Genomic DNA, 24,689 nt, shown 5'->3' with positions numbered 1-24,689 from the left:
CGAACGTGGCATCCGATCGATTTGATTCCGCCGACGGCACCGGTGACTCTCGCGGTGGTTTCCTGCCCCCGCAGGACCTGAACGCCGAACAGTCCGTCCTGGGCGGCATGATGCTCTCCAAGGACGCGATCGCCGATGTGGTCGAGGTCCTGCGCGGCCATGACTTCTACAAGCCCGCGCACGAGATGATCTACGAGGCGATCATCGACCTCTACGGACGCGGCGAGCCGGCCGACGCCGTCACCGTGGCCGACCTGCTCAACAAGCGCCAGGAGCTCACCCGGGTGGGCGGCCCGGCAGTGCTGCACGAGCTGATCCAGTCCGTGCCCACGGCCGCCAACGCCGGTTTCTACGCCGAGATCGTGCATGAGAAGGCCGTCCTGCGGCGACTGGTCTCGGCCGGCACCAAGATCGTCCAGCTCGGCCAGCAGCAGGACGGCGAGGTCGAGGAGATCGTCAACGAGGCCCAGGCCGAGATCTACAAGGTCGCCGAGAACCGCCAGTCCGAGGACTACGTGGCCCTGTCCGGCATCCTCGAGCACACCGTGGACGAGATCGAGGCCGCCGGTTCCCAGGGCGAGGGCATGTCCGGCGTCCCCACCGGGTTCTACGAGTTCGACGAGCTCACCCAGGGTCTGCACGGCGGTCAGATGATCGTGGTCGCGGCGCGCCCGGCGGTCGGCAAGTCCACCCTCGCGCTCGACTTCGCGCGCTCGGCCGCCATCAAGCACAACATGACCACCGTGTTCTTCTCCCTCGAGATGGGCAAGAACGAGATCGCCATGCGCCTGCTCTCCGCTGAGGCGACCATCGCCCTGCAGGACCTGCGCAAAGGCACCATCCGCGACGAGCAGTGGTCCAAGATCGCCGCCACCGTGGGCCGGCTGAACGAGGCCCCGTTCTTCATCGACGACTCCCCGAATATGTCCATGATGGAGATCCGCGCCAAGTGCCGCCGCCTGAAGCAGAAGCACGATCTGAAGCTGGTGGTGCTGGACTATCTGCAGCTGATGAGCTCGGGCAAGCGCGTGGAGTCCCGTCAGCAGGAGGTCGCCGAGTTCTCCCGTGCCCTGAAGCTGCTGGCCAAGGAGCTGGAGGTCCCGGTGATCGCGCTCTCCCAGCTGAACCGTGGCTCCGAGCAGCGCACCGACAAGAAGCCCCAGGTCTCCGACCTCCGTGAGTCCGGCTCGATCGAGCAGGACGCGGACATGGTGATCCTGCTGCACCGTGAGGACATCTACGACAAGGAGTCACCGCGCGCCGGCGAGGCCGATCTGATCGTGGCCAAGCACCGTAACGGCCCCACCAAGACCATCGTGGTCGGCTTCCAGGGCCATTACTCGCGCTTCTCCAACATGGCCCCGGACTCCGGCGGGTTCTGACTTCTCGCTGTCCCGACGACGGCCGGTCGCCAGGCGCACCATCCAGGCCGCACGTCGAGTCGGTCGACGACTCCCTCTAGCCCCGCGCTATATTTTCGTCATACGCTTTCTTCATGCTGAGTGAGCAGGACGTGACTGAAGAGCAGATCCAGAAGTGGGCAGACGAGGCTGAGGCGGGATATGACGTCGAGATGCTCAAGCGCCGGGGCCGCGGCCGCCCCGGTCGCGGTTCTGCGCCCATGCAGGTGATCGCGGTCCGGTTGACGACTGAGGAGATCGCGGCGCTGGACGCCGTGGCCGCTGGAGAGCATATCTCCCGGTCTGAGGCGATCCGACGGGCGATCGCCTCCATGGCTGCATGAAGGTTCATCGTAGCGCGCTGAAGCACGGGGTACTCCCGGAAGATGCGATCCAAGCGGCCGATCTTTCCCTGTGGATCGAGCCCTTGGAAGAGCACGAATGGCCTCATCGGGAATTTCTCGCCTGAGGTGAGGGAACACTGAGACTCACGCTGTCCGCAGCCTCCCGACGACGGCCGGTCATCTCGGCTCGAGGAGGTGTCACCCCGGCTGGTGGCTGGCAGGACGGAGCCTACCCCTGGGCTCGCTGGACATGCAGCGCCCTCACGCGGTCGATGAGGTCCGGGTCGGGGCCGTGCACCGTGGCTCCCGGCACCACCGTGCCGATGGGCAGGGAGGCGACGGGGCCGGCGTCGTGCCCTTGGTCTGTCATCCACTGGCTGAACTGCGCAGCTGAGGTGGCGTAGACGATCCGGCCCAAGCCCACCCAGCCGTGCGCGGCCGCGCACATGGGGCAGTGCTCGCCGGAGGTGTAGACGGTGTGGGCGGCACGAGCCTCCTGGGGCAGGTGCTGGCCGGCCCACCGGGCGACGGCGAACTCGGGGTGCTGGGTCTGGTCGCCGTTGCTGACCCGGTTGCGGTCCTCGAACACGATGGTGCCCTCCGGATCGACCAGGATGGTGCCGAAGGGCTCGTCGCCGGCGTGGAGGGCCTCTTCGGCCAGGTCCACAGCGCGCGTGAGGAAACGGTGGTCGTCAGCGGTCAGGGCCATGGTCTGAAGCTAGCACCGGCGGCGCGTCAGGTGCCGGCGGACTCCAACGCCGGGATCATGATCGTCACCAGATACGTGCGCAGTTCAGGGATGTCCTGCTCCAGGGTGCGCCACACGCGAGAGGGTTCCAGGTCGTCGTACTGGTGGGCGGCGAAATTGCGCATGGCGACGATCTGGCGCCACGGTTGGCCGTCGAACTCACCAAGGATCTCCGACGGAATGCGGTTGATCGATTCGCCGATCCGAATGAGGCCCAGCTCGATGGCCCACTGCGTGCGGACGTCGGCCATGAAGGCGTCCCGCCCCTCGGCGACGAACTCAGCGAGCTGGTCGCAGACCGTGACGGTGCGTCGGGCGGCATCCACCGCGCGGCGGGACTGGTGGGTCACAGCTCGACGGCCTCCCTCAGGACCCGGTCTCGCAGAGATCCCCGCAGTGAGTCCAGTGACAGGACGTCGACGTCTGTCTGGAGCAGATCTTCCAGCGCGAGCCGTAGTCCGACTTCGTCCAGGAGCGTGGCTTCAGGGGTGAAGTCGACCAGGATGTCCACGTCTGAACCCGGCCGGCCCTGCCCCCGTGCGACGGACCCGACCAGGCGGGGTTCCGCAGCGTGGTGCCGCGCCACGATGGCGCGGATGGCATCCCGGTGCAGCCGGACCCGTTCGCCCGGACGGCCTGCGAGTGCAGATCTGATGCGTTCCAGGACGTCGGGACTGGGTGCGCGACGTCCGTTCTCGTAGGCGGAGAGGTTCGGCTGCGGGACGTGGGCGGCTGAGGCGAGCTCGGACTGGGTCATGCCCGCAGCCACTCGTTGCGCCCTGATGTCCATGGGTGGAGTATACGTCGGCGTATATCGGCGTCGATATGTCTGCCCAGCGGTGTGGTCACATCGGACGTGTCAGGTGTCTGCTGCTGTGGTCGGCACGTGGCGGCGTTGGCCCAGGAAGAGCACCGCGCCCACCAGGACGACCGCCACGGAGAGGGCCAGGCCCGCGCGGACGCCGTCCGCGGAGTCGGCCAGGATGCCGGAGAGCAACGGTCCGATCGACTGTCCGATGGCGAAGCCCACCGTGAGGATGCCGATCCCGTCCGTCACCTGACGCGGATCCAGCACCCGGTGCGCCGCGTGGGTGACCGAGCCGACCAGCGCCAGGAACGTGGCCCCGAACAGCACCGCTGAGCCCAGTGCCAGGACCGGATGGGAGCCGAACAGCGGGAGGCCGGCGCCCAGGGCCACCACCACCATCAGCAGTGCCGGCGCGCGGCCTCCGCTGAGCCGCCCGATCACCGGGGACCACGCGAAGCCGCCGCCGATCGCCGCCAGCCCCAGCACGATCCAGAACACCGAGACCTGCACGTCCGTGGCGCCGTCCCCGCGCAGCAGCGCCACAATGAACGTCATGTAGGCGATGTACCCGGCCCCGAACAGCGTGTAGCCGGAGAGCAGCGGGATCATCCCGCGCACGGGAGCCCGGGAGCCGGCGGGCCGCGGAGGCGGTTCGGGGACACGGCGGGCCGCCGGTGCGGCCATCAGCCAGGCCAGGATCCCGACGACGCCCAGCACTGCCCAGCCGATCCTCCATCCCAGCTCGGCCGGGTACCAGGCCAGGGTGGCCGGAAGCAGCAGCCCGGTCACCACGATCCCCAGTCCGCCGCCGGCCACGTAGACCCCCATCAGCAGTGCTGAGCTGCGTCCGGGGTGGGCCGAGGCGAGAGAGGCGGTCAGTGCGGCGCCGAGGATGAAGGTCACCGCGCCGGTGGCACCGGCGATCAGTCTGAGTCCCAGCAGGACGGGCAGCAGGGTGCTCAGAGCCGAGGCGCCCAGGGCCACGGCGGTGGTCACCATGCTGAGCAGGAACGCCTGCCGCACGCCCAAACGACGTCCGACCCGGGCCGCCACCAGTGCGCCGATCAGGTATCCGGCGGCGTTGACGGTGTTCAGCAGTGCCGCCGTGGCGTAGGACCAGTCCAGGTCGGCCTGCATGGGCGGCAGCAGCACGGCGTAGGCGAACCGGGCCAGGCCGAACGCTGAGGCCGGACCGGCGGCCAGCAGCAGGGCGATCCACACGGCGCGGGTCGGCTGAGCCACGGGGCTGCTCCTGTCCCTGGGGTGGGTGGTGTGGTTCGAGGAGTCCGGCGGTCCACGTGACCGCCGTCACCCACACCGTACGTGGTGAGGGTGACAGCGGCACCAGATGGCAGGAGATGACTCGGTCTCAGAGGTCCTGAGCCTGGTCGAGGTCATGACGGAACCGCAGGTGCTGCGCCAGTCGAGTCTTCTGCTGGCGGGCCTGCTGCGCGAGATCGTCAGCAGCGACCGCGAGATCGTCCAGGGCGCGCAGTGCGGCGATCAGTTCACGCTGTTCGGCCAGGGGGAGCAGCGGAATGCTGTAGTCGGACCAGGGCCGGAGTGGGCTCTGCCGACGGGTGGAGCCGGTGGTGGGTCCGCGTGAGATGCCACCCACCTGAGCCCGGGAGGTCTCATCCCACGGCTGCCTCAGACAGAACAGCAGAAAGTCCTGGCTCAGTCGGGTGGGGTCAACACGTAGCACGCGGTCCTGTGGACGGACCACCCACCGGGCGCCGCCGGCGGGTGCAGGACGGACGACGCCTGTGTCCTCCGGAGCGAACACGAGGTCACCGTCCTGCACCAGGTCCATGTCCGCGGGGACCGTCACGACCGGTGACTGGTCCAACCGGACGAGAGGTCTGAGCAGTCGCACCCGTTGTGTCTTCCCGTCTTCGGTCGCTGATACCGCCGCCTGCTCGTCATGTCCGGCCCGCACCTCTGTCACGGCGCCGGAGTCGATGAGCGACTGCAGGCTCACCATGGTCTGGGCACCGACGGCGACTTTGGCTCGGGCCGTCGCCGCGGTCATGCCCTTCCGGACGGCGGCCATGGCATCCTGCAGGCTCATCCGTCCGAGCAGCAGGCCCTCGTGGGCGTCATCCGGACGGAGGTAGGCGGGCAGCATCGTGGCCGGTCTGTGGAGGATCCCGCCGCGGATGAGCCGCCTCCGGTCCACCGTTCCGGTCCGCACGCCGAGAGGCCGCTGACCGGCGCGGAGCGAGTCCATCCAGGGGCCGATCTGCTCCACGATCTCATCCTCCTGAGAGGCGTCGATCAGCTGGACCGGTGTCTCTTCGGCCCCCTCGCCGGGTGCACGGAGCACGCAGAGGAGCAGTTCCTCCTCGGTGTAGGAGGCCACGGAACCACCGAGCTGCACCAGGGACTCCAGCGCCCCGGACTGGACCAGCCATTCCCGGTTCTGGCGGGCAGGATAATGCACCTGGGCGTCGAGGATGACCTGGGGCACGATCACATACGCCCTGCCGTGGGGGCTCAACGCGGCGGCTGCATGGCGGAGCACCTTCAGGCCGGCCGCCGCCTGGCCATGCAGAGCGATCGACCTGGCAGGGGTCTCGTCCTCGTGGACCTCCTCATGACCGTCCAGGATCATCCGACCGGCCTCACAGACCACGACGTCGGCCTTCACCTGCGGCGTTGAGAGGTCGCGCACGATGTCCTGGGTGGACGACGAGAGTCGCACGCCCCGCAGCGCAGCTCGCAGGTGGGCGATGCGCAGGATGTCCGGATCCAGGTCATTGCCGATGAACTCAGGAGCAGCGGCATCCGTGGACAGGGCCCACAGCACCTCACCGGTTCCGCAGGCAGGGTCGTACACCACAGCGTGGTGGTGGACCGAGCCGGCTGCCGCGCGGGTCAGGATCCGTGAGGTGACGGAGCTGCGTGAGCCGTGGGAGAGCAGGGTCGCCTCACCGCGCAGCATCACCTCCACCGCAGTGTCCGCCAGGGTCCGGTGCCAGCTGCGGCCCGGCCCGGGAAAGGCCTCCAGCACGGGAGCCATGAGGTGGAGGGGGAAATCCTCAGCGAGGTCCACCCCACTCAGCGGCGCCGAACCGGCCGGCCAGTCGAGCACCTCGTCCAAGACCCGGAACTCGGAGGTCAGCTCCTGGACGGCCAGGACGTCCAGCGCCTGGGTCGGGGTCAGGTCGCCGGGGGCGGAGGCTGCCTGCGCGATGGTCTGCGCGACAGACTCCCACGCCGCACTCGCGCGGATCTCCCGGTGGAGCAGCAGCAGCGAGAGGATCAGGTCGGTGGCCTCGATGGGATCGACCGTGGCGCGGGACAGCGGAGCCAAGGCCGTGGCGAAGTCCGGGCGGCCCTGCGGGGAGGAAGGGGTCAAAAGGTCTCCTGACAGTCGGGAACAGGGGGTCGCAGCACCGCGGGAACGGTGCAGCGAGATCACCCTAGAGGCCGGGCCGGACAGGATAGGAGGGGAGCCGGAATCTGAGTTTTCCTGTGCGACAGAATGGACAGACCAGGTTTCGGCCGGAACCCGGACAGGACTCGAGGAGGACGACCCCCATGGCGCACGCAGCCGACCAGGCGAGGCCAGACGCAACCGCCGCCGAGCCGGAGGAGGCGAGGGGGCCGTCGTCGGGCCAGCGCAGCCGTGGACAGATCCCGGATGTGCCCACCGTGACCCGCTGGAACCGAATGTGGAGGCCCTTCTGGGCGCTGCCCGCCGCCTGCGTGATCGGCGCCGTGGTGCTGGGGATCCTGCTGCCGCAGTGGGAGGAGGAGCTGGGCGTGACCCGGCTGCAGTACGTCTTCCAGGGCGGCCCGGATGGTGCGCGCGAGGTGCTGGGGACGATCGCCTCGGCCATGATCTCGGTGACCGGTCTGGTCTTCTCCATCACCATGGTGGTGCTGCAGCTGGCCTCCAGCCAGTTCACCCCGCGCGTGCTGGGCGGGTTCCTGCAGTACCGGGTGGTGCAGGGCACGCTGGGCATCTTCCTGTCCACGTTCGTGTTCGCGCTGACGGTGACGCGGTACGTGCGCGGGGACAACGAGGGCGAGCAGTTCGTCCCGCAGCTCTCTGTCACGCTCGCCTTCCTGATGACGCTGGCCTGCGTGGGCTTCTTCCTGGCGTTCATCCACCGGATCACCACCTCCATCCAGGTCTCGCATGTGATCTCCCGGATCGGGGACCGCACCCTGAAGCTGGCCGATGTGATGTACCCCGAGCTGGCGGCGGAGGAGCCGGCCGGGTTCGGGCCCACGTGGTCGCCGGAGCCCGGCACGGCGCGGGTGAGCCCGGGGGCGCTGCGGCACGGGGTGATCGTGCACGTGGACTACAAGGGCCTGACTCGATGGGCCGCCGAGCACGACGCCGTGGTCACGGTGGACCGGCCGGTGGGACAGTTCATCGCCGAGGGGCAGCAGGTGCTGGGCGTCTGGGGTGTGGAGGAGCTCTCCGAGGACGAGGTGCGCCGGCTCTACTCCTTCCTGGGGCTGAGCTCGCAGCGGGAGATGAAGCAGGACGTGGCGTTCGGGATCCGCCAGCTGGCGGACATCGCCGACCGTGCGCTCTCCTCCGGCATCAATGACCCGACGACGGCCGTCCAGTGCCTGGACGAGCTCCACCGGGTGCTGCGGAGACTGGTGCAGCGGGCCTCGCCGAGTCCGTACATCGCCGATGCGGACGGGCAGGTCAGGGTGGTGCACGACCCGCAGGCCATCAACGACCTGGTGGACCTGGCGGTGCTGGAGATCGCGCACTTCGGCACGGACACCATGCAGGTCCCGCAGCGACTGCGGATGATGCTCGAGGACCTGCTTCAGGTGTGCGCACCGCGGTACCGGGCGGGGGTGGAGCGGCTGCTGGAGGGCCTGCCGGATCCGGCCACCGAGGAGGAGGCGGCCGGCGGGTCGTCAGGTGGGTCTTCCGGACTGGCCGACAGCCTGCGGTGAGTCACCGCGGCCGGTAACGTCGGAGGGTCAGAGGAGCGGATGGACAGAAAGGCTGAGTGATGACCGGGACGAGGACGGCGGCAGGTGGACTCCTGCTGGGTGCCACGCTGCTGATGACGGCCTGTTCCGGCGGCGATGCTCCGGCGCCGGAGGGATCGACCGCAGTTCAGCCGTCTGCGCCGAGTGCCCCGGCGGGCGCCACCACGTCTGCTGCGCCCACGTCCACCGCGCCGACCGACACCACGCCCACCGACTCTTCGTCGTCCGCGCCGACCCCGTCGGCAGAGGCGCCCACCACGGTCCCGTCCGTGTCCTCACCGACGTGGCAGGTCCCCACCGATGTCCCCGGGTGGGAGCCGGCGATCCTGGGCGAGAACGGCGTGGACCAGCTCGCCGACCAGGACGGGTGTCAGTACACGGCCACGCTGAACCCGGCCGAGCCCACGCCCGGCGTCACGGACGCGGAGGCCACCGAGCAGCTGGAGCAGGGGTACATCTGGAGCTTCGATCCGAGCCAGGAACCCCAGCATGAGCAGTCACGGGCCGCCGTGCGCACTCCGGAGGAGGGCACAGTCGAGGTCCGGCGCGTGGACACCGCCCATACCGATCCTGCCGGAGAGCAGTACCGGTCCGTGATGCTGCTGCGCGTCCTGAGCGCCGACTCCACTCAGCTCTCCCTGCTCTACACCTGTCCCGCGTCCACGTTCGACCAGGCCGAACTGGACCAGCTGCTCTCCCAGACCACGCTGCTTGGCGTGGAGCCTTCGGATCTGTGACCCAGGAACTCGTCAGTACCCGTCGGTAGGGTGAACGCATGACACCCCGACTGAGCAGTGACCGCCCCCGTCCGTCCCAGACTGCAACCCGGTTGGCACTGGGCGCCATGATGACCTTCGCTGGCATCACGCACCTCACCGTGGCCCGCGAGGAGTTCCAGGCCCAGGTGCCGGACTGGTTCCCCGTGGACAAGGACCTGGTGGTGCTCGGCTCCGGCGTGGCCGAGATCGGGCTCGGTGCCGCCATGGTGGCCCTGCCCCGCCACCGTCGTCTCACCGGCACCGCGCTCGCGGCGTTCTATACGCTGATCTTCCCCGGCAACATCGCCCAGTACGCCGAGCGCACGGATGCCTTCGGCTTGGACACAGACGGGAAGCGGCTGGCCCGGCTTTTCGGTCAGCCCGCGCTGATCGGGGCCGCCCTCTGGGCCGCTGGACTGCCGAAGAGGTGATCCTCCGGTGGCGGTCTTGACCCTCCTCCAGGGGGAGCGCCCACGCTGGAATCAGTCGGCATCACGGCCGTCCTGACCCCCAGGAGGAACCCATGATCACCATCGGAGAATTCGCTCTCAGCACCGGCGTGAGCGTCAAGGCGCTGCGCTTCTACGACGAGCGCGGACTGCTCACCCCCGCCGAGGTGGACCCCCACTCCGGCTACCGGCGCTACCGTGCCGCCCAGATGCGCACCGCCACCACCATCCGCATCCTGCGCACCGCAGGGTTCAGCGTGGAGGACGTCAAGAAAGCCCTGCAGGAGCCGGACCGGCTCGCCGACCTGCTCCAGGCCCACGCCGCCGAGCTCGACCGCCGGCGGGATCTGGAGGACCGGGCCATGACGCTCGGCCACAACCTGCTCCAAGACAGGAGCCATCCCGACGGCGGCCAGTCACCTCAGCAGGACATCGTCCGGTTCCGGACGGCGGAGGCGGTGCGATGGGTGGCAGTGGTGCACCGGCTGCACCTGGACGCCAACGATCTCTCCGAGGCGGAGGCGCAGACGGATGCCGCCGAGGAGCACTTGGAGGCTCTGGCCGCCGCACTGGTGGAGGCTGGCGTGCCGATCACCGGGCCGTCCTGGGCTGGCCTGGAACCGGTGGGAGGATCCTCCACGGTGATCGACATGAGACTGGCCCTGCCCGTGGGAGGCGAGGTGCCGCCGTCGTTCACTGTGGCGGGACTGAACATCGAGACCGGCGTCCTGCCGCTCCGTGAGGAGGCGTACGTGGAGATGACCATGGTGGGGGACGGGCCGGACCTGCTCGGGGACGCCCCTGGCGGGCCGCTGCCGCCCGATGAGCTGATCACCCTGGCCGAGGTGCTGGAGGAGCGCGGCATCGAGTACGGCGAGCTCAGGCAACGGGGCCTGACCCAGACCGAGGAGGGGGGCCAGGACCCGGTTTACACGATGGAGGCCGCCGTGACCGTCCGGGTGCTGAAGTGAGTCAGCCGTCCAGGGGACCCTCAACCGAGTCGGTGTCTGAGACCACGTAGACATCGATCTTCAGGGCCTGTCGCACCCACCGGGGGATGCGCAGAGCTGATGTCTTTGCCGCCTCGGGAACAACGACTGCAAAAGCCGTGATCTCGGTGGGCTCCGGGGGCATGCGCCGGAGGATCTGGCCATACATGGTGTCGACATCGAGGCCGACCGCGGCGGTCCGGCCCTTCGCCTCGACCCACATCTCCTGCCCGTCCCTCGTCGCCACGATGTCGCAGAAGTTCTGCTCGAACGTCACGGTCCACCCTGCGCGCTCCAGGTACTCAGCGAATGCTGAGACCACGCGCTTCTCATCTCCTCGCATGACTGCAGACTATGCCGATGTGGTGCGGAGTTTCGAGGGAATGGGTGCGATCGGACATCAGGCCTGCCTCGGTGGCATCGGTCCTTGTAGGTTCGGGGCATGAGCGAGCAGCAGGCGCAGCACCTGCAGGACCCCGGCCGGCAGCACCCCGAGGACGCCCTCACGGTGCTGGACGTGCTGGGGGAGGACCGTGTGGCACCAGACCCGGGGAGGGACCGGGGGACGGTGAAGCGGCTGCTCACCGGTGACGGCGCCAACCTCATCACCTTCACCTTTGCGCCGGGCCAGTCCTGGCCGGACCACCAGGCGGCGCACCCCATCACGGTGCAGTGCCTGAACGGCACCCTGGACTTCACGGTGGGCGAGCGCACCGTCCGTCTGGCACCCGGTGTGGTGCTCCACCTGAGGGAACGGGTGGTGCACCGGGTGGACTGCCCCGCCGACGCCCCGGATCCGGCCAACGTCCTGCTGCTGACCATGCTCACCGGCGAACGGCACTGAGCCGCCCTGGCCTGTCCCGGCGCCATCGCCTACGCTCGACCCATGAGCTCCTGACCCTGTGCACCGTCCCGCGCCCGAGGCCACCGCCCGGCGGGTCCCTTCGCTGTTGCCACAGGACCACCATGCCCTCCTCCGCCCACCCCGCTGCTCCCCACCCCTCGTCTGCCGAGCCCCGCGGCACCGGACCCTCACACCTGAAGGTGGGGGCCGCCGTCGGGAAGGCCGACCACCTCCAGGTGGACGGCGTCTCCCGCTCCTACCCGGACCGGCGCGTGCTCACCGACATCACCTTCACCGTCTCGGCCGGCGAACGGGCCTGCCTGATCGGGGAGAACGGGACCGGCAAGTCCACCCTGCTGCGGATCATCGCCGGCCTGGACCAGGACCACGGCGGCACCGTCCGCGCCCCGGGCACCGTGGGGCTGTACCACCAGCAGCCGCCGTTCGACCCGCACCACACCGTGGCCCAGGTCCTGGCCTCCGCCGTGCAGGAGCAGCACCGCCTGGTGGAGCAGATCGAACGCCTCGGCAGCGATCTGGCCGAGCGCCCGGACTCCGCGGATCTGGCCGGCGCCTATGACGCCGCGCTCGCCGAGGCCGTCCGCACGGACGCCTGGTCCGCGGACCAGCACGCCGACCGCCTGGTCCAGGGGCTCGGCCTGGCCCACCTGGATCGCACCCGCACCGCGGCCGAGCTCTCCGGCGGCCAGCTCTCCCGGCTGTCCCTCGCCTGGCTGCTGCTGCGCCGCCCGGACACCCTGCTGCTGGACGAGCCCAGCAACCACCTGGACTCCGCCGGGACCGCCCTGCTGGTGGATCTGCTGACCGGCTGGACCGGCCCGGTGCTGATCGCCAGCCACGACCGGGCCTTCCTGGACGAGGTCGCCACCACCCTGCTGGACCTGGACCCGGCGCCGCGGGAGCATCGGGCGGTGGAGGCGGCGCTCGCCGGAGACGGACCCACCTCCGGGCACGGACTGACCCGGTTCACCGGGCGCTACACCGACTACCTGCTGGAGCGGATCGCCGCACGGGAACGCTGGGAGAGGCGCCACCGGGACGAGCAGGCCGAGCTCAGACGCCTGCGCGCCGAGGTGGTGGCCAGCCACACCGTGGGCAACGCCTCCCGGGGCCCGCGCACCGAGGCCCGGTCCGCCCGCAAGTTCTACTCCGACCGCAACGCCAAGGTGGTCTCCCGCCGGGTGAACGACGCCGCCACGGCCCTGCACCGCCTCGAGGAGACCCAGGTCCGGCGCCCGCCGGAGGTGCTGCGCTTCTCCGGGCTGGATGCGGCGTCCCCAGGTCCGTCCGCGTCCGGATCCGCCGCCACCGGTCCGGTCCTGACCGCCACGGGGGTGCACCTGGACGGACGGCTGGCCCCCACGTCTCTGGCGATCGGTGCCCGGGACCGACTGCTCATCACCGGGCCCAACGGGGCCGGCAAGTCCACGCTCCTGGGCATCCTGGCAGGTCGGCTCCTTCCCGACGACGGCTCCCTCGCCTCATCCTCCAGCCTCACCGTGGGTCTGTTGGGCCAGGACGCCGAGGACGGACCGGAGCACGGCGCTGAGACCGTGGCGGAGGCCTACGCGCGGCGGGTGGGAGCGGACCGGGTCGAAAAGGTCCCGCTGAGCACCTTCGGACTGATCGCCGGCCGGGACCACACCCGCCGGGTGCGAGAGCTCTCCGTGGGGCAGCGCCGCCGTCTCGACCTGGCGGTCCTGCTGGCCGACCCTCCGCAGGTGCTGCTGCTGGACGAGCCAACCAACCACTTCTCCCTCCTGCTGGCCACCCAGCTGGAGGCGAGCATTCCGGACTACCCGGGGGCCGTCGTCGTGGCCAGCCATGACCGGTGGCTGCAGTCCGGCTGGCGCGGTCCGCGCAGGGAGCTGGCGCCCTGGTCCGGCCAGGACGTGGGTGCTTGACTGGACCTATGGACACCCAGCAGATGAGCCTGTTCGGCTTCCAGCGCTACGGCGGGCCGGAGGTCCTTGAGCACCTCACCGTCCCCACCCCGCGGCCCGGCCCCGGACAGGTGCTGATCCGGATGACCGCCGCCGGCGTGAACCCCGCGGACATCAAGGTCCGCAACGGCGACCGCCAGGGCAGCATCCCGGTGCAGTTCCCCATGGCCGTGGGGCGCGAGGCCGCCGGTGAGGTGGTGGGGCTGGGTGAGGGCGTCACGCACGTGAGCGTGGGGGACCGGGTCTTCGGCCCGACGGCGGCCGGCACCGGGGCGCTGGCATCCCACGTCCTGCTGGACGCGGCAGGCACCACCAGGACGCCGGAGGGCGTGTCCGACGAGCAGGCCGCCTGCCTCCCCGTGGCCGGCGGCACGGCGTACGACGCCCTGGACGAGCTGGACCTCCCGGCCGGTGCCACGGTGCTGGTGCTCGGTGCCGGGGGCGGCGTGGGGACGTGCGTCCTCCAGATGGCCCGGGACCGGGGTCTGACCGTGCTGGGGCTGGCCTCTGCGCAGAAGGCTGAGCTGATCGTGTCTCTCGGCGGCATCCCGGTGGACCGCCACCAGGACTGGGAGACCGCCGTGCGGCGCCAGGGTTCGCACGGATCCCATGGGGTGGACGCGGTCATCGACTCTGTGGGCGGGGAGACCCTGCGCTCGGCCGCCGCCCTGCTGCGCATCCCGGGAGCCATCCGCAGCGTGGCCGACCCCGCCCAGGCCGCACAGCTCGGCGGATCCGGGGTCACCCGGCGCCGCACCACAGAGGTCTACACCCAGGTCGCCCAGCTGGTGGCGGACGGGCGGTTCGCTCCCGTGATCACACAGCGATTCGCGCTCGACGACGCCGCCCAGGCGGTCGCCGCCGTGGAGAGCGGCCACGCAGCCGGCAAGGTCGTGGTCACCGCAGACTGACCCCGCCCGGCCGACCCCGCCGTTCTTCACCCCCGCCCCGGAACGTCACCGCGCCACGGGGCGGTGGGTTTCCGGGGCGGGGGTGCGTTTCGTCAGAGAGCCGACGCAGCGCGCCCGGCCACCCGCCCGGAGAACAGGCAGCCGCCCAGGAACGTGCCCTCCAGCGCGTTGTAGCCCATCATCCCGCCACCGCCGAACCCCGCGACCTCGCCCGCGGCGTACAGTCCGGGCACCACGGCACCGTCCGGTCCCAGGCACCGCCCCTGCAGGTCGGTCTCCAGTCCGCCGAGGGTCTTGCGCGAGAGGATGTTCAGCCGCACCGCGATCAACGGCCCGGCCTTCGGATCCAGCAGTCGGTGCGGTGTGGCCACCCGGATCAACCGGTCGCCCAGGTAGGACCGTGCGCCGCGCAGCGCCGTGACCTGGGCGTCCTTGGTGAAGCGATTGCCCATCTCCCGGTCGCGCGCCTCGATCAGCTCCCGCACTGCTCCGACCTCCAGCCGCGGCGCATCAGCGTCGGCCACCTCGTTCATCCCGGCCACCAGCTGCTCCACGGTCTCGGCCACCACGAAGTCCTGCCCGTGCCGCTTGAAGGCCTCCACCGGACCCGGGGCGCCCTTCTTCAGCCGCTGCCCCAGCAGCTTCACGTCACGCCCGGTCAGATCTGGGTTCTGCTCGGACCCGGAGAGGGCGAACTCCTTCTCGATGATCTTCTGCGTCAGCACGAACCACGAGTAGTCGTAGCCCGTGCCGCGCAGGTGGCGCAGCGTACCCAGGGTGTCGAACCCGGGGTAGTACGGCGCGGGCAGTCGGTTCCCCGCCGCGTCCAGCCACAGCGACGACGGGCCCGGCAGGATCCGGATCCCGTGGTTCTCCCACACCGGATCCCAGTTGCGCAGCCCCTCCACGTAGTGCCACATCCGATCCGGGTTGATCACCCTCGCCCCGGCCTCCACGCTGATCCCCAGCATCCGTCCGTCCACATGCGCCGGCACGCCCGCCACCATGGTCTGCGGCGGGGTCCCCAGCCGCTCCGGCCAGGCACGGCGCACCACGTCCAGGTCGCCGCCGATCCCACCGCTCGTCACGATCACCGCCTGCCCGCGCGCCTCGAAGTCCCGCACGGCAGTCCGGTTGGTCGCCGTCCCGCGCGGTGCATCGTCGGGTGCCAGGACCGTCCCCGCCACCCCGACGACGGCCCCCTCCTCCCGGAGGAGGGCGTCCACCCGGTGCCGGGCGGCGAAGGTGACGCGGCCGTCGTCGTGGGCCTGCCGGAGACGGCGCTCGAAGGGCTCCACCACTCCAGGACCGGTGCCCCAGGTGATGTGGAAGCGCGGGACCGAGTTGCCGTGGCCGGTGGAGGTGCCGTCCCCGCGCTCGGCCCAGCCGACCACGGGGAAGATGCGATGGCCCATCTCGCGCAGCCATGCCCGCTTCTCGCCGGCGGCGAAGTCCAGGTAGGCCTCGGCCCAGGCGCGGGGCCAGTGGTCCTCGGGGCGGTCGAACTGGGCGCTGCCGAACCAGTCCTGGTGGGCCAACTCCAGGGAGTCCTTCACGCCGAGGCGGCGCTGCTCAGGGGTGTCCACCATGAACAGGCCGCCCAGGGACCAGTGCGCCTGTGCGCCCAGAGACTGCTCCCCTTCCTGGTCGATCAGGAGGACTGAGCGGCCGGCGTCGGCGGCCTCGGTGGCGGCGACGAGGCCCGCCAGACCGGCGCCGACCACGATCACGTCAGCGTGCAGGGTGGTGGGGGCAGTCTGTTCCATCTGCTCATCTGAGCAGGGGGTGCCGGAGTGCGCAATGGTCGTCCCGGGTACTGGTTTCGGCAGAGGGGACGAGCTGGCCGACGAACCATGACAAAGATCACGAAATGGTCACGCACGGGGCTCGGCGTGTAGGGTCGGAAACCCCGATCCGTCGTGGAATCGCGGTTGTCAGGCGACGCTCAGGGTTCCACCAGGCGTCGCCAAGTGTTGCGAATCGATAACAGACATGTCACCGTAGATCACGTTCTGGTAACGCGGAGTGGTACTGCCTCAGGGCGGACCCGACGACTGTCAGCACTGCGCCGTCAGGCCGCCCAGAACGACCATCCGTTGTCTATCAAGGTGATCATTCCCATGACTTACCCCACCCGTCGTGCACGCATCCAGGCCGAGGCCGCAGCCCAGTCTGCCGCCCGTTCCCGCCGTGGCCGTTCCCTGGCCGCCGGAGCCGCAGGCCTGGCCACGCTGGCCGGAGCAACGATCGCCGGCGTGGCACCGGCCGCCGCCAACGATGCCGCCGTCTCGAGCTCGGGCTACTCCCAGCAGAACACCTGGAGCTACAGCGGCGAGACCACCCGCAGCGCCTCCACCTCGACTGCAGCCTCCACCTCCACCGGAACCTCCGGCTCCACTTACGCCGGTTCCACGGGGACCACCGCGTCCACCAGCTACTCGGGCTCCACCGGTGGCGTTTCCCTGGGCACCGGTATCCAGCGTGCCTCCTACACCACGGCCTCCACCGCCACCGGTGCGAACGCCGTGGCCGCGAACTACGTCACCGCCAAGGCCACCGACCCGAACACCTACTACAGCTGGGGCGGCAACGGACCGTACGGCTTCGACTGCTCGGGCCTGACCCAGCAGGCGTTCGCCGCCGCCGGCAAGTCCATCCCGCGTGGCTCCGGCGCCCAGTACACCGGCGCCAGCCAGTACGTCTCCCTGGACAACCTGCAGGTGGGCGACCTGGTGTTCTGGTCCAACAACGGCTCGGCCTCCGGCATCTACCACGTGGCCATGTACGTGGGCGACGGCCAGATCGCCCACGCACGCAACCCCGTCACCGGCGTCTCCCTGACCGCGGTGGACTACAACCCCACCAACATGCTGGGCACCGCCGCCCGGTACTGATCCGGACGCACGGTCTCACGCCGTACAGCAGCCCCCGCCGAACAGCTCACACTGTTCCGCGGGGGCCGTTGCGCGTCTGGACCGTTCCGGCTCCGTTCATCCAGAAGCAGTGGCGGCCATCAGGCACCAAGGCCGCCACTTCTTCTGGCTTATTCAGCGGCCTCGCCCGCTCCGTCTCCGTCCGGTGCCGGCCGGTCCCCGGCGGCAGCCTCCCAGACGCTGGCACCGGCCCGCAGGAGGTTCTGACCCCGCTCGTAGTCGTCGTCGGCGTTGTAAGTCAGCACGCCCACCAGGCGACCGTCGCCGTCCCCGTACCAGGCGGTGAAGCCGCCCGTCCGCTCCCCCCACTCCACGCTCTCGAAGCCGTCGCCCCAGGCGGAGTACTTGATGGTGTGCTCGCCGATCGTGCTCCAGAAGCCGGGGATGGTCTCCCAGGCCCGGGCGCCGTCGTCGTGCCCCTGGGCGTCCTGCGCCGCGTTGAAGCCGGCGATCTCGCCCATGGCCAGGGCATCTCCCCAATGCTCCACCGGCAGCGGCCGTCCGGCCAGGCCGTGATGGGCGCGGGCGGCGTCACCGGCCACCCAGACGCCGGGTACGGCGAGCAGGAACTCATCGGCCACCACACGGCCCTCATGGACCATCGCCTCGGTCCCCTCCAGCAGTCCACCGCCCGGGGTGACGCCCACCGCGGCCAGGATCAGGTCCGGGGAGAGGGTGATGCCGTCGTCCAGGTGGACGGTGCGCGGAGCCTGCACGCCGGAGACGCGCACGCCGGTGCGCACCTCCACACCCAGCCCCACCAGCCACTGGGTGATCTGCTCGGCGGCCTGGCGACCCAGCCGCTTCAGCTGGGGCGCCTCCTCCGTGCTGACCAGGGTGGTCTGGATGCCGCGCCGGGCCAGTGAGGCGGCGGCCTCACAGCCGATGAAGCCGGAGCCGATCACGACGGCGGAGCGCGCGTGCTGCGCCGAGGTCACCAGGCGCTGGGCATGGTCGAGTGAGCGCAGCAGGTGGATCTCCGCGTCCGGCTCGGCGGTGGGCAGGGGGTGGGGTGAGGACCCGGCGGCCACGATGAGCCGGTCGAAGCCCAGCCGATCCCCGCCGGCCTGCAGGGTGTGCGCCTGCAGGTCCACGTCCGTGACCGTGGTGTCGCGGCGCAGCTCCACACCGTCCGGCAGGGCCTTGCCCTGGATCGGCTGGCCCTCGGCGGGGGCGTGCCCGGCCAGCACCTCCTTGGACAGGGGCGGCCGCTCATAGGGCAGATCGGAGTCCGAGGTCAGCATCACCACCGGACCGGGGCCGCCGGCCGCCAGGTAGGCGCGAGCGGCGCTGACGCCGGCTGGTCCGCTGCCGATCACCGCCAGGGCCGCATGGGGGGTGTGCGGTGCAGAGTCGGCGGACGAGGCAGGGGTCTCGGGGTGCTGGGTCATGTCACCAGCATGGCGGGTCAGACCGGGCCCTGGCGAGAACGATCGAGCCAGAAGCAGTGGCGGGCATCAGCCGCGATGGTCACCACTGCTTCTGGCTCGGCGGGAACAGTCGGTCGGAACAGCCGGGCGGATCAGCGCCGGGAGCGGGTGAACGCGGAGACCCCGGTGATCTCACGTCCCACGATCAGCGCCTGCATGGAGTCGGTGCCTTCGTAGGTGGAGATGACCTCCATGTCCGTCAGGTGCCGTCCGATGTGCCGCTCCAGCAGCATGCCGTTGCCGCCGAGCATGTCCCGGGCCTCACGGCACATGGCCAGCCCCTTGCGCGAGGTGGTCATCTTCACCAGGGAGGCCTGGGCGGCGGTCAGGGTGTCCGCCTCGGCCATCTCGGCCATCCGGTTGCACATCAGCTGCATGGTGGTCAGGTCTGCCAGCATGGTGGAGAGCTTCTCCTGGACCAGCTGGTATCCGGCGAGCGGGGCGCCGAACTGCTCACGTTCCAAGGCGTAGCGGGAGGCGATCTCGAAGGCGGCCATGCCGTGGCCCAGCGCCTCCCAGGACGCCCCGCCGCGGGTGGCCTTGAGGACCCGGTTCACGCCAGCGAAGCTCTCGCACTGCTCCAGCCGGTTCTCCGCCGGGATGCGCAGGCCCTCGATCGCGATGTCGGCCTGCAGGATGGCCCGCTTGCCGAACTTGCCGGTGATGACCTCCGGGCGGTAGCCATCCGGGTAGGTCCCGTCCTGGTTCTTCTCCAGCACGAACGCCTTCACCTGGGCGTCGGCCTCGTCCCGGGCATAGATCACGACGACGTCCGCCGCGTGGCCATTGCCGATCCACCTCTTGTGCCCGTTGAGGATCCAGTGCTCGCCATCGCGGCGGGCGGAGGTCTCCAGGGAGACCGAGTCCGAGCCGTGCTCCGGTTCGGTCAGGGCGAAGGCGCCGGTCTTCTCCAGGCGGGACATCGGCGGGAGCCAGCGCTGACGCTGCTCCTCGTTGCCCAGCATGTAGATGCTGCCCATGCACAGGTTGGAGTGCACACCCAGGAAGGTGTTGACCGAACCGTCGATCCGGCCCATCTCCCGGGCCACCATGCCCGCACCCTTGCGGGAGAGCCCGGGGCAGCCGTAGCCCGGGATAAAGGTGCCGATGATGCCCAGCTCGGCCAGACCGGGGATCAGCGGCGTGGGGAACTCGGCCTTCTCCCACCACTCGTTGATGATCGGCTCCACCTGCTGCTGTCCGAAGGCGCGGACCTTGTCCCGCAGGGCTCGCTCGTCCTCGGTCAGGGAGGAGTCCAGGTCGAAGAAGTCCGGGTGGTCGATCACCGCGGTGGTGGGCAGGGGCTGGGTGCTCATGGCGTCTCCTGGGTGGAACGGGTCGAACGGGGTGAGGCCGCCGCAGCGCTGCCGGCGGCGATGGGTGGTGTGGTCTGGATCCAGGCCAGCACGGACTGCTGGTCCGCACCGAGGGCGGGGGGACGCCGGGTGTAGGTGGCCGGCGTGCGGCTGTAGGTGACCGGATGCTTGATCAGGGGAACCGTGTCCTCTCCGGTGCCGACCTGGACGATCGGCTCCAGGCCGAGTGACTCGGCATAGCGGACCCCCTCGTCGATCCCCAGGATGGGCGCGCAGGGCACGCCCACCTCCTGCAGTCGCTGATGCCAGTGCTCCGCGGTCCCAGCGGACAGGGCCTGCACCAGCAGCGGGCGCAGTTCGTCGCGGTGCTCGTTGCGGCCAGCCATGGTGGTGAACCGCGGGTCCTCCGCCAGCTCGGGCACGCCGAGGGTGGTGACCAGCCGGCGGAACTGGGAGTCGTTGCCCACGCAGACGATCAGGTCCTTGTCGGCGGCGGGGAAGGGTCCGTAGGGGAAGAGGCTGGGGTGGTCGTTGCCCATCCGCCGCGGGACGTTGCCGGCGGCGGCGTATCCGGCGGTCTGGTTGACCAGCCCGGACAGGGCGGAGGAGAACAGGTCCAGGGCCAGGTGCTGTCCGTGACCGGAGTCGCGCCGTTCCATCAGGGCGCCGAGGATGCCCACGGCGGTGTGCAGCCCGGTGACGACATCGAAGATCGCCACGCCGGCCCGCTGGGGGTCGCGGTCGGGGTCGCCGGTGGTGGACATGAACCCGGAGACCGCCTGGGCCAGCAGATCGTAGCCGGGCAGGTTGGCTCCTCCTGCTGTGCCGAACCCGGTGATGGAGGCGTGGATCAGGTCTGGCCAACGGGCGGCCACGGACTCAGCGTCCAGGCCGAAGCGGCGCAGGCCGCCGGGTTTGAAGTTCTCCACGAACACGTCTGCCCGGTCGATGATGGCGTAGGCGGTCTCCAGGTCCTGCGGGTCGGCCAGATCCAGGACGACGGAGTGCTTGTTGCGGTTCACCGAGAGGTAGTAGGTGCTCACGCCATCCCGGTGCGGGGGGATCCAGGTGCGCGTGTCATCTCCGGCGGGGCTCTCGACCTTAATCACCGTCGCCCCCATGTCAGCCAGCAGCATGGTGGCGTACGGTCCGGCCAGCACGCGGCTGAAGTCAGCGATCACGACGCCGGCCAGAGGTCCGGTCCCGCTGGCCAGGGCATCAGGGGGCTCAGAGCCGGGCGATGGCGGGGAAGCGGCCATGAGGGAGTCCTTGCTGGTCAGGGTGGGGTGTGTCTCAGTTCACCCAACCACCGGCATTGGGCCTTGTCCAATACAAACTGGCGGGCCTACTGATACCTGTGCTGGAATGATCTGATGGATATCCACCAGGCCCAGGCCTTCCTCGTGGTGGCGGAGGAGCTGCACTTCGGCCGGGCCGCCGCCCGGCTCAACATGGCCCAGCCGCCGTTGAGCCGACTCATCAAGCAGCTGGAGCGCTCCCTGGGGGCCGAACTGTTCGAACGCAGCACGCGGCACGTGAGCATCACCGCGGCCGGACGAGCCCTGCTGGAACCTGCCCAGCGGCTGCTGGACGCCTCCCAGGAGGCCCGCGACGCGGTCCAGGATGCCGTGGCCGGACGGATCGGCCGCGTGCGGCTGGGCTTCGCCGGTGCCTCCATCAACCGCAAGGTCGGCGAGCTGGCCCGTCAGGTCCGAGCTCGCCGCCCCGGGGTGGTCCTGGAACTGCACAGCTCGCAGTTCTCCCACCTGGGTCTGGAGCGGGTGCTGGACGGGAGTCTGGACCTGGTGATCGGCCGGTGGGACTATCTGCCGGCGGAGATCGCCTCCCGGGTGATCGCTCGGGAACAGGTCATGGTGGCACTGCCCGCACAGCACCGACTGGCCCAGCGCAGCACCGTCAGCATGAAGGACCTGGCCGAGGAGCAGTGGATCGCCCTGCCGGGGGATTCCGGGTCAGCCCTCTCCAATAGGCTGCGCTCGCTGGCCATGCAGGCCGGATTCGTCCCGCGCATCACCCAGACGGCACCGGACTCCTGGACCCAGGTGGTGCTCGTCGGCGCCCAGATGGGATGCGCCCTGACCATGGACTCGGTGCGGGACAACGTCTCCTCAGACGGTGTGGTGTTCCTGCCCATCCAGGGCGCTGACCAGCCCCTGGAGGTGCGGATGATCTGGCGGGCCGGGGAGGAGAATCCAGCCCTGCGGGACGTGGTCGGCATCGTCAGCGGTCTCTTCGCCCCGCTGGAAGGCGCGGCGGCCGCCCCGGAGGCGACGTCGTCGGGAAGGATGCCCTCATGACCCCACGCCCCGCGGGACCCTCCGCGTCCCCCGTCCCCCCGCTTCCCCGCGCGTTCTGGATCTGCGCCGCCGTGTCCCTGGTGGCGATGGCGGTGAACATCCTTGGTGAGGCCACCGGCACCGAGTGGATGCACACGGCCCGGTGGTTCTACACGCCTCCGCTGGTGGTGGGCTTGGTGCTCGCGGGGGGTCTGAGCAGCTGGCGCGGCTGGCTCTGGGCGGCTGGGCTGCTGCTCTCCGCGGTGGGCGACACCCAGGGTGGGCACGGCTTCCTGATCCTGCTCGGCTCCTTCCTGGTGGCGCACCTGGCGTACATCGCCGCGCTGTGGCCGGACCGCAGGGCCAGCTGGCTGGGGCGTCCGGGCGCACTGATCCACCTGGCGCTGCTGGTGGTGGGGCTGGCCGTGGTGGTGCCCGCCGCCGGTGCCGCGCTGACGGTCCCGGTGATCGTCTACGGCGTGGTGCTCGCGCTGATGGCGGTGCTGGCCACCTCGGGCGGACGGGTGGGCCTGGTGGGCGGGCTGGCGTTCGTCGTCTCGGACATGACCCTGGCGATCGCCATGTTCGCCGCCGAGGTCCCCGAACCGGTGCGCACCCTGATCGTGATCGGCACCTATGTGCCCGCCCAGATCCTGCTGACGGTGGCGATGCTGCGGCTGATCCGCCGCCCCGCCGCCCCATTGACCGGCGGCACCCCGCTTTGACAGGCTCATCAGTGAGCACCGCATCACCTGACCCCCGAGCAGAGGAGAGCAGCATGAGGAGCATCGACCCCACCGGCATCCAGGGCAACGACCCCTTCGCCCGGCTCAAGGACGTCCCCCAGTTCACCGTCACCTCCAGCACCGTGACCCACGGCCAGGAGTGGCCCGCCGCCCAGTACTCGGCCGGCTCCGGCCATGAGGGCGGCGCCGACGTCTCCCCGCAGCTGTCCTGGTCCGGTGCGCCGGAGGACACCAGGTCGTACGCCGTGACCGTGGTGGACCCGGACGCGCCCACCATGACCGGCTTCCGCCACTGGTCGGTGGTGAACATCCCCGCGGACGTCACCGAGCTGGCCGAGGGCGCAGGGTCCGCTGACGGCTCGGCGCTGCCGGAGGGCTCGTTCCAGCTGGACCACGACGGCGGCGCCCCGGGCTTCATGGGCGCGGCACCTCCCGCGGGCCACGGGCCGCACCGCTACTTCATCGTGGTGTTCGCCCTGGACACCGAGGACCTGGGGATCGAGAAGGACGCCACGGGCACCTTCTTCGGCTTCAACGTCTTCGGGCACACCATCGGCCGGGCCAGCCTGGTAGTGACGGGCGAGACCAGCGAGTGACAGATGATCCTGGCCCGGTGATCAACCTGCCGCAGGTCACCTGGGCCGGCCTCGGGCTGGGGCTGGCGGCGATCGCCGTCGGCCTCGTCCTCGGCCTGCTCATACGCCTGGCAGTGCTGGGGGTCATGAGGTGGCGGGGCCGAGGCCAGGCTGCGGCAGCGGTCTTCTCCCGCCTAGGCTTCTGGCTGGGTCTCTCCCTGGGCCTGCTCGCGGCCTTGGCGATCGTGTTCCCCTCGGTGCGTCCGGTGGACATCCTGGGCGGAGTCGGCGTCGTGTCCATCGCGGCGGGCATCGCCTTCCAGACCGTGCTGGGGAACATGTTCGCCGGCATCGTGATGCTTGCGCGGGACAAGTTCCGGGTGGGGGACCAGATCCAGGTGGAGGATCATCGGGGGACCATCGTGGCGATGGGGCTGACCTCGACCTCGGTGCGGACGTTCGACGGTCGACTGGTCCTGATCCCGAACGCCGTGCTGCATTCCCAGGTGGTCACCGTCCAGACGGGGTTCGAGCAGGTGCGGACCACCGTGCGAGTGGATGTGGATGATGCCATGGACCTGCCGCGGGCGTGCCGGATCGCCGAGGCCGCGATGCTCGAGGTGGCGTCCGTCCTGCCCGAGCCCGCACCCCGGGCACTGCTGACCGACGTGGGCACCACGACGGTGGGCATCGACCTGCGGTTCTGGTCCGGAGCCACACAGTTGGAGACCAAGGCGGCCACCCATGCGGTCATCGCGGCGGTCTTGAGTGCGTTCCGCAGGAACGGTGTGGACACAGGGTCGGACGTCGTCGTCATTGAACCGGGCCCGCGCATGGTCCAGGTGCTGGAGGAGACCCCTCAGGACCGGGACTGAGTCGCCGTCCGCAGGCGGATGGGTCCACGGGCGGCGGCCGGGTCCACCGGCTGTCCGCCCTGGGTCACCTCGATCACGCCCTCGTCGGCCAGACGCCGGGCGGCGGCGCGCGCCAGGTCCATCAGCTCCCGCCAGGGGGTGCCGTCCTCGGAGGCGGCGGCCGCACGGCGGGCCGCCTCACTGGGGCAGATGCTCGCATCCTCGGCACGCTCCTCCAGCAGCTCCAGGATGGCCTGCTCCAGCTCCTCGATCCGTCCTGCCCAGCATGCCTCGGTCATCCCTCCAGTCTCCCTGCCCGCAGGCCCTTGTCCAGCCCCCGTCCGGGCGCACA

The 24,689-nt window shown here is 70.3% G+C and carries 26 protein-coding genes; 14 read left to right on the top strand and 12 right to left on the bottom strand.

What is annotated here, in order from left to right:
- The first annotated feature begins 5 nt into the window (after positions 1-5).
- On the top strand, positions 6-1,382 hold the full coding sequence (gene dnaB, locus ACEXHE_RS09830; protein ID WP_285178586.1) for a replicative DNA helicase: 1,377 nt from the start codon (positions 6-8) through the stop codon (positions 1,380-1,382).
- A 113-nt stretch (positions 1,383-1,495) separates the two neighbouring features.
- The gene (locus ACEXHE_RS09825; protein ID WP_091699009.1) at positions 1,496-1,744 is read left to right on the top strand and encodes a ribbon-helix-helix protein, CopG family; all 249 of its coding nucleotides are present in this window, start codon (positions 1,496-1,498) and stop codon (positions 1,742-1,744) included.
- A gap of 229 nt (positions 1,745-1,973) precedes the next feature.
- On the opposite strand, the gene ACEXHE_RS09820 is transcribed toward ACEXHE_RS09825, so the two are convergent.
- The 5 genes from ACEXHE_RS09820 to ACEXHE_RS09800 form a co-directional block, all read right to left on the bottom strand.
- Entirely contained in the window at positions 1,974-2,453 is a 480-nt protein-coding gene (locus ACEXHE_RS09820) for a nucleoside deaminase (protein WP_260061247.1), read from the bottom strand.
- A 26-nt stretch (positions 2,454-2,479) separates the two neighbouring features.
- Positions 2,480-2,842: a DUF86 domain-containing protein gene (locus ACEXHE_RS09815; protein WP_374785676.1), complete on the bottom strand. Its 363-nt coding sequence runs from the start codon at positions 2,840-2,842 to the stop codon at positions 2,480-2,482.
- Positions 2,839-3,282 carry a helix-turn-helix domain-containing protein gene (locus tag ACEXHE_RS09810; RefSeq protein WP_374785675.1) on the bottom strand — a complete coding sequence of 148 codons (444 nt, stop codon included), beginning with the start codon at positions 3,280-3,282 and terminating at the stop codon, positions 2,839-2,841. The genes ACEXHE_RS09815 and ACEXHE_RS09810 overlap by 4 nt, the downstream gene beginning before the upstream one ends.
- 69 nt (positions 3,283-3,351) lie before the next feature.
- Positions 3,352-4,542, bottom strand: coding sequence for a YbfB/YjiJ family MFS transporter (locus tag ACEXHE_RS09805; RefSeq protein WP_374785674.1), 1,191 nt, complete (start codon positions 4,540-4,542; stop codon positions 3,352-3,354).
- Between the two features lie 127 nt (positions 4,543-4,669).
- Entirely contained in the window at positions 4,670-6,661 is a 1,992-nt protein-coding gene (locus ACEXHE_RS09800) for an N-6 DNA methylase (protein ID WP_374785673.1), read from the bottom strand.
- Positions 6,662-6,843: 182 nt separating this feature from the next.
- Here ACEXHE_RS09800 and ACEXHE_RS09795 point away from each other — a divergent pair, with 182 nt between their 5' ends.
- Complete coding sequence (locus ACEXHE_RS09795; protein WP_374785672.1) at positions 6,844-8,232, top strand: DUF2254 domain-containing protein; 1,389 nt, start codon at positions 6,844-6,846, stop codon at positions 8,230-8,232.
- 166 nt (positions 8,233-8,398) lie between these two features.
- Here the strand turns inward: ACEXHE_RS09795 and ACEXHE_RS09790 are convergent, their stop codons facing one another.
- Positions 8,399-8,527 (bottom strand): hypothetical protein, encoded by a 129-nt coding sequence (locus tag ACEXHE_RS09790; RefSeq protein ID WP_374785671.1) that lies wholly within the window; start codon positions 8,525-8,527, stop codon positions 8,399-8,401.
- Positions 8,528-8,540: 13 nt separating this feature from the next.
- On the opposite strand from ACEXHE_RS09790, the gene ACEXHE_RS09785 reads away from it, so the two are divergent.
- From ACEXHE_RS09785 to ACEXHE_RS09775, 3 genes are all read left to right on the top strand, one after another.
- Positions 8,541-9,008, top strand: a complete 468-nt coding sequence (locus ACEXHE_RS09785) for a hypothetical protein (protein WP_091698991.1) — start codon at positions 8,541-8,543, stop codon at positions 9,006-9,008.
- Between the two features lie 38 nt (positions 9,009-9,046).
- The gene (locus tag ACEXHE_RS09780; RefSeq protein ID WP_091698989.1) at positions 9,047-9,460 is read left to right on the top strand and encodes a hypothetical protein; all 414 of its coding nucleotides are present in this window, start codon (positions 9,047-9,049) and stop codon (positions 9,458-9,460) included.
- Between the two features lie 92 nt (positions 9,461-9,552).
- Positions 9,553-10,449: a MerR family transcriptional regulator gene (locus tag ACEXHE_RS09775; RefSeq protein ID WP_374785670.1), complete on the top strand. Its 897-nt coding sequence runs from the start codon at positions 9,553-9,555 to the stop codon at positions 10,447-10,449.
- A gap of 1 nt (position 10,450) precedes the next feature.
- On the opposite strand, the gene ACEXHE_RS09770 is transcribed toward ACEXHE_RS09775, so the two are convergent.
- Positions 10,451-10,810, bottom strand: a complete 360-nt coding sequence (locus ACEXHE_RS09770) for a hypothetical protein (RefSeq protein ID WP_374785669.1) — start codon at positions 10,808-10,810, stop codon at positions 10,451-10,453.
- Positions 10,811-10,909: 99 nt separating this feature from the next.
- Here ACEXHE_RS09770 and ACEXHE_RS09765 point away from each other — a divergent pair, with 99 nt between their 5' ends.
- The 3 genes from ACEXHE_RS09765 to ACEXHE_RS09755 all read left to right on the top strand — a co-directional run bounded on the left by ACEXHE_RS09765 (position 10,910) and on the right by ACEXHE_RS09755 (position 14,186).
- Positions 10,910-11,311: a cupin domain-containing protein gene (locus ACEXHE_RS09765; protein WP_091698982.1), complete on the top strand. Its 402-nt coding sequence runs from the start codon at positions 10,910-10,912 to the stop codon at positions 11,309-11,311.
- Between the two features lie 122 nt (positions 11,312-11,433).
- Entirely contained in the window at positions 11,434-13,236 is a 1,803-nt protein-coding gene (locus tag ACEXHE_RS09760; RefSeq protein ID WP_374785668.1) for an ABC-F family ATP-binding cassette domain-containing protein, read from the top strand.
- A gap of 8 nt (positions 13,237-13,244) precedes the next feature.
- Positions 13,245-14,186, top strand: coding sequence for an NADP-dependent oxidoreductase (locus ACEXHE_RS09755; protein ID WP_374785667.1), 942 nt, complete (start codon positions 13,245-13,247; stop codon positions 14,184-14,186).
- A gap of 92 nt (positions 14,187-14,278) precedes the next feature.
- Here ACEXHE_RS09755 and ACEXHE_RS09750 read toward each other — a convergent pair whose 3' ends face one another.
- A complete protein-coding gene (locus ACEXHE_RS09750; RefSeq protein ID WP_374785666.1) occupies positions 14,279-15,952 on the bottom strand; it encodes an FAD-binding dehydrogenase in 1,674 nt (557 codons plus the stop codon).
- A gap of 354 nt (positions 15,953-16,306) precedes the next feature.
- Here ACEXHE_RS09750 and ACEXHE_RS09745 point away from each other — a divergent pair, with 354 nt between their 5' ends.
- On the top strand, positions 16,307-17,080 hold the full coding sequence (locus ACEXHE_RS09745) for a C40 family peptidase (protein ID WP_374785665.1): 774 nt from the start codon (positions 16,307-16,309) through the stop codon (positions 17,078-17,080).
- Between the two features lie 149 nt (positions 17,081-17,229).
- On the opposite strand, the gene ACEXHE_RS09740 is transcribed toward ACEXHE_RS09745, so the two are convergent.
- The 3 genes from ACEXHE_RS09740 to ACEXHE_RS09730 form a co-directional block, all read right to left on the bottom strand.
- Complete coding sequence (locus ACEXHE_RS09740) at positions 17,230-18,510, bottom strand: NAD(P)/FAD-dependent oxidoreductase (protein ID WP_374785664.1); 1,281 nt, start codon at positions 18,508-18,510, stop codon at positions 17,230-17,232.
- Positions 18,511-18,641: 131 nt separating this feature from the next.
- Entirely contained in the window at positions 18,642-19,865 is a 1,224-nt protein-coding gene (locus ACEXHE_RS09735) for an acyl-CoA dehydrogenase family protein (RefSeq protein WP_374785663.1), read from the bottom strand.
- Positions 19,862-21,124 (bottom strand): CaiB/BaiF CoA transferase family protein, encoded by a 1,263-nt coding sequence (locus ACEXHE_RS09730; protein ID WP_374785662.1) that lies wholly within the window; start codon positions 21,122-21,124, stop codon positions 19,862-19,864. The genes ACEXHE_RS09735 and ACEXHE_RS09730 overlap by 4 nt, the downstream gene beginning before the upstream one ends.
- Positions 21,125-21,238: 114 nt before the next feature.
- Here ACEXHE_RS09730 and ACEXHE_RS09725 point away from each other — a divergent pair, with 114 nt between their 5' ends.
- Genes ACEXHE_RS09725 through ACEXHE_RS09710 form a run of 4 tightly spaced genes read left to right on the top strand, consistent with a single transcriptional unit; the run spans position 21,239 to position 24,358 of the window.
- Complete coding sequence (locus ACEXHE_RS09725; protein WP_356968653.1) at positions 21,239-22,183, top strand: LysR substrate-binding domain-containing protein; 945 nt, start codon at positions 21,239-21,241, stop codon at positions 22,181-22,183.
- Positions 22,180-22,887 carry a lysoplasmalogenase family protein gene (locus ACEXHE_RS09720; protein ID WP_374785661.1) on the top strand — a complete coding sequence of 236 codons (708 nt, stop codon included), beginning with the start codon at positions 22,180-22,182 and terminating at the stop codon, positions 22,885-22,887. Before ACEXHE_RS09725 ends, ACEXHE_RS09720 begins: the two co-directional genes overlap by 4 nt.
- 53 nt (positions 22,888-22,940) lie before the next feature.
- Positions 22,941-23,504: a YbhB/YbcL family Raf kinase inhibitor-like protein gene (locus tag ACEXHE_RS09715; protein ID WP_374785660.1), complete on the top strand. Its 564-nt coding sequence runs from the start codon at positions 22,941-22,943 to the stop codon at positions 23,502-23,504.
- A 17-nt stretch (positions 23,505-23,521) separates the two neighbouring features.
- The gene (locus ACEXHE_RS09710) at positions 23,522-24,358 is read left to right on the top strand and encodes a mechanosensitive ion channel domain-containing protein (protein WP_091698966.1); all 837 of its coding nucleotides are present in this window, start codon (positions 23,522-23,524) and stop codon (positions 24,356-24,358) included.
- Here ACEXHE_RS09710 and ACEXHE_RS09705 read toward each other — a convergent pair.
- Entirely contained in the window at positions 24,343-24,636 is a 294-nt protein-coding gene (locus ACEXHE_RS09705; protein WP_091698963.1) for a DUF3253 domain-containing protein, read from the bottom strand. The two genes, ACEXHE_RS09710 and ACEXHE_RS09705, sit on opposite strands and share 16 nt — an antisense overlap.
- Positions 24,637-24,689: the final 53 nt, after the last annotated feature.

Origin of the sequence: Micrococcus sp. IITD107 (assembly GCF_041927415.1) — a bacterium.
GTDB lineage: Bacteria > Actinomycetota > Actinomycetes > Actinomycetales > Micrococcaceae > Citricoccus > Citricoccus terreus.
Note: the sequence above shows the minus strand (reverse complement) of the source record. Positions and strands in the feature narration are given on the sequence as shown.

Coding starts and splice junctions, on each gene's coding strand:
- ACEXHE_RS09750 (WP_374785666.1), bottom strand. CDS start 15,952: ATGGAACAGACTGCCCCCACCACCCTGCACGCTGACGTGATCGTGGTC.
- ACEXHE_RS09720 (WP_374785661.1), top strand. CDS start 22,180: ATGACCCCACGCCCCGCGGGACCCTCCGCGTCCCCCGTCCCCCCGCTT.
- ACEXHE_RS09735 (WP_374785663.1), bottom strand. CDS start 19,865: ATGAGCACCCAGCCCCTGCCCACCACCGCGGTGATCGACCACCCGGAC.
- ACEXHE_RS09745 (WP_374785665.1), top strand. CDS start 16,307: ATGACTTACCCCACCCGTCGTGCACGCATCCAGGCCGAGGCCGCAGCC.
- ACEXHE_RS09795 (WP_374785672.1), top strand. CDS start 6,844: ATGGCGCACGCAGCCGACCAGGCGAGGCCAGACGCAACCGCCGCCGAG.
- ACEXHE_RS09725 (WP_356968653.1), top strand. CDS start 21,239: ATGGATATCCACCAGGCCCAGGCCTTCCTCGTGGTGGCGGAGGAGCTG.
- ACEXHE_RS09820 (WP_260061247.1), bottom strand. CDS start 2,453: ATGGCCCTGACCGCTGACGACCACCGTTTCCTCACGCGCGCTGTGGAC.
- ACEXHE_RS09825 (WP_091699009.1), top strand. CDS start 1,496: ATGCTGAGTGAGCAGGACGTGACTGAAGAGCAGATCCAGAAGTGGGCA.
- ACEXHE_RS09740 (WP_374785664.1), bottom strand. CDS start 18,510: ATGACCCAGCACCCCGAGACCCCTGCCTCGTCCGCCGACTCTGCACCG.
- ACEXHE_RS09715 (WP_374785660.1), top strand. CDS start 22,941: ATGAGGAGCATCGACCCCACCGGCATCCAGGGCAACGACCCCTTCGCC.
- ACEXHE_RS09810 (WP_374785675.1), bottom strand. CDS start 3,282: ATGGACATCAGGGCGCAACGAGTGGCTGCGGGCATGACCCAGTCCGAG.
- ACEXHE_RS09705 (WP_091698963.1), bottom strand. CDS start 24,636: ATGACCGAGGCATGCTGGGCAGGACGGATCGAGGAGCTGGAGCAGGCC.
- ACEXHE_RS09770 (WP_374785669.1), bottom strand. CDS start 10,810: ATGCGAGGAGATGAGAAGCGCGTGGTCTCAGCATTCGCTGAGTACCTG.
- ACEXHE_RS09760 (WP_374785668.1), top strand. CDS start 11,434: ATGCCCTCCTCCGCCCACCCCGCTGCTCCCCACCCCTCGTCTGCCGAG.
- ACEXHE_RS09775 (WP_374785670.1), top strand. CDS start 9,553: ATGATCACCATCGGAGAATTCGCTCTCAGCACCGGCGTGAGCGTCAAG.
- ACEXHE_RS09730 (WP_374785662.1), bottom strand. CDS start 21,124: ATGGCCGCTTCCCCGCCATCGCCCGGCTCTGAGCCCCCTGATGCCCTG.
- ACEXHE_RS09765 (WP_091698982.1), top strand. CDS start 10,910: ATGAGCGAGCAGCAGGCGCAGCACCTGCAGGACCCCGGCCGGCAGCAC.
- ACEXHE_RS09780 (WP_091698989.1), top strand. CDS start 9,047: ATGACACCCCGACTGAGCAGTGACCGCCCCCGTCCGTCCCAGACTGCA.
- ACEXHE_RS09755 (WP_374785667.1), top strand. CDS start 13,245: ATGGACACCCAGCAGATGAGCCTGTTCGGCTTCCAGCGCTACGGCGGG.